Origin of the sequence: Paracoccus sp. PAMC 22219, from assembly GCF_000787695.1 — a bacterium.
GTDB lineage: Bacteria > Pseudomonadota > Alphaproteobacteria > Rhodobacterales > Rhodobacteraceae > Paracoccus.
This window is the reverse complement of record NZ_BBPH01000181.1, coordinates 1-2,888: the sequence shown is the minus strand read 5'-3', so window position 1 is coordinate 2,888 and position 2,888 is coordinate 1. Positions and strand designations below refer to the sequence as shown.

Genomic DNA, 2,888 nt, shown 5'->3' with positions numbered 1-2,888 from the left:
ACGCCCGGTTGAAATAGTCGGTCAGCGGTTTCATCAGATAGGCCATCGGGCTGCGGTCGCCGGTCTGGATATACACCTCGACCGGCATGCCGGGGACCAGTGCCAGCCCGCCCAGCTTTTCCAGCTGGTCGGGCGGGATCGACACCTCGGCCCGGTAGTAGGGCGTCTGCGTCGCCTCATCCAGCAGCGCGTCGGCTGAAATGCGGTCCAGCCGTCCGTCGATTTCGGGCGTGGTGCGCGACGAGAATGCGGAAAACCGCAGCACGACGGGCTGGCCAAGCTGGATCTCGTCGATGTTGATCGTGGCCACGCGGGCACCGATCACCAGGGGGCGGTCCTGCGGGATGATGTACAGCAGCGGGTCGGCGGGGCGGATCACCGACCGGGGGGTCGTGACCTGCATGTTGTAGACGACGCCCGACACGGGGGCGCGGATCTCCAGCCGCTCCAGCTGTTCGGTCAGGCTGCGGCGGCGTTCGGCCAGTTCCAGCTCTCGATAGCCCAGATCGCCCAGTTCGGTCTCGGCCACCTCGCGGCGTTCGGCGGCCAGGCGCAGGCGTTGGATCTGCAGTTCCGTCTGGCGGATCGCGGCAGAGGCGCTGCTGGCCTGCAGCGATCCCAGTTCGCCGTCGATGCGCGCGGCCTCGCGTTCCAGCGCCAGCACGCGGCTGGCCTGGGCCAGGCCCCGGTCCAGAAGGCTTTGCTGGTCGGTCAGTTCGCGCCCGATCAACTCGCGCTGCGTGGCCAGGGCGGCGATCTGGGCGTCGATGCCGTCGACCTCGGAATCGATCTGGTCGGATTGCTTGGCCAGCTGGTCCAGCGACTGGCGCAGGGTGTCCAGGCGGCTGCGGAACAGGCTGGTCTGTCCCGCGATCAGGTCCTGCAGGGCCGGCGATGCGGTCGCGGTCTGCACCAGTTCGTCGGGAAAGGCGATCGTGTCGGCATCGGCGCGTTCCGCCTCCAGCCGGCCGCGGCGGGCCAGGATCTCGAAATACTGGCCCTCGACGATGGTGTGTTCGGTGCGCAGCAGCGTGCCGTCCAGCGTCAGCAGCAGGTCGCCCGCGGCGACGGTGCTGCCCTCGGACACGGTAATGTCCTGGACGACGCCGCCATCTGGATGCTGGACGATCTGGCGCTGCTGTTCGACCTCGACCTGGCCGCCCGCCACCACCGCGCCGGAAATGCGCGTGGACATCGCCCAGACCGTGAAGCCGCCCACCAGCACCAGAACCGCCAGCACGCCGGCGACGATCGGGCCGCGCACAGGCCAGCGCCGGTCACCCGATGCCGCGCGTTTCGGACCCGCGCTCATGCGACGCCCCCGCCCTGGCCCGAGGTCTGAGCCTGACGGATCTGGGCCGAGTTCTGCACCATCTGTTCCAGCACCTTGTCACGCGGGCCAAAGGCGCGGCGGACGCCGCCCTCCAGCACCAGCAGGTTTTCGCATTCGTTGATCGCGGCGGGACGGTGGGCCATGATGATGACCGCGCCGCCCTGCGATTTCAGCCGCCGGATCGCGGCGTTCAGCGCCTCGGACCCCAGGTTGTCCAGGTTCGAGTTCGGCTCGTCCAGGACCAGCAGCACCGGGTCGGGATACAGCGCGCGGGCCAGCCCGATGCGCTGGATCTGGCCGCCCGACAGGCGACCCGCCGTCTGGCTGATGCGCGTGTCGTAACCCTGCGGCAGGTCCAGGATCATCTGATGCGCGGCCGCCGCCTGCGCGGCCCGCACAACCCGGTCGGGGTCTGGACGGTCGGACAAGCGGGCGATGTTTTCGGCGATGGTGCCGTCGAACAGCGTCACCTGCTGTGGCAGATAGCCGATCAACCCGCCCAGCACGTCGGGGTGGTACTGATCCAGCGTCGCGCCGCCAAGGCGGATGCTGCCCCCGCCCACGCGCCACGCCCCGATCAGCGCCCGAGCCAGTGTCGATTTTCCTGCGCCCGACGGGCCGATGACCCCCAGGGCCGTGCCGGGCGCCACGCCGAAGCTGACGGCGCGCAGGGTGGCCTGTCCCTCTCCCGGAGGGGCGACGGAGAGGTTGCGCACCTCCAGCCGGGCTTCGGGGCGGGGCAGGGGCGTGCGGGCCGGATCGGCAGGCTGGCGCGACAGCAGGCCCGCCAGGCGACCCCAACCGTCCTGTGCCGCCTGCACCGACGGCCAGCCGCCGACCAGCTGGTCCACCGGGGCCAGCGCGCGGCCCATCACGATGGAGCTGGCGATCATCGCGCCCGGCGTCAGTTCCTGGCGCAGCACCAGCCAGCGCCCGCCGCAAGCATCGCGCTTTGCAGAAACAGCCGGAAGGTCCGCGAAAACACGCTGAACCCGGCCGACAGGTCCCCCGCGCGGACCGAATTGTCCTGCGATTCCGATCGGGCCACGCGCCAGCGGGCAAAGGTCGCGCCGCGCATGCCCAGGGCGCCGATCACCTCGCCCTCGTCCCGGTACAGATCGGCCATGCGCTGCGCCTGCGCGCCAGCCTGGGCCGAGCCCTGCAGCGGCGCGCGGGTCAGCACGCGGTTCAGGATGGTGGTGCCCACCAGGATCGCGCCGCCGATGGTGGCCACGATCCCCAGGACCGGGTGAAAGACGAAGATCGCCGCCAGAAACAGGGGCGCCCAAGGCAGATCGAGAAATGCCAGCATCACCGGCGACCCGATCAGCCGCTGGACCGAATCCAGGTCACGCATCCCGCCGGCGGTGGCGGCAGATTCGTCGCCGCGCAACGCGCCTTCGCGCAGGGCGGCATCGAAGACGCGCCCCTCCATCCGGTCCTGGAACCGGGCGGCGATCCGCTGCATCACGCGGTTGCGGATGATGTCGATGGCGCCCATCAGCGCGAACAGGAACACCACCAGCACGAAAAGGGCGGTCAGGGTCTCCACGCT

The 2,888-nt window shown here is 70.2% G+C and carries 1 protein-coding gene and 1 pseudogene; both read right to left on the bottom strand.

What is annotated here, in order from left to right; all coding sequences use genetic code 11:
* Positions 1–1,312 (bottom strand): HlyD family type I secretion periplasmic adaptor subunit (locus tag TY51_RS17320; protein WP_042251932.1); only part of this gene is annotated, 1,312 nt, incomplete at its 3' end.
* Positions 1,309–2,888: pseudogene (locus TY51_RS17315) on the bottom strand (type I secretion system permease/ATPase); the annotation flags it as partial. The pseudogene TY51_RS17315 and the gene TY51_RS17320, both read right to left, overlap by 4 nt.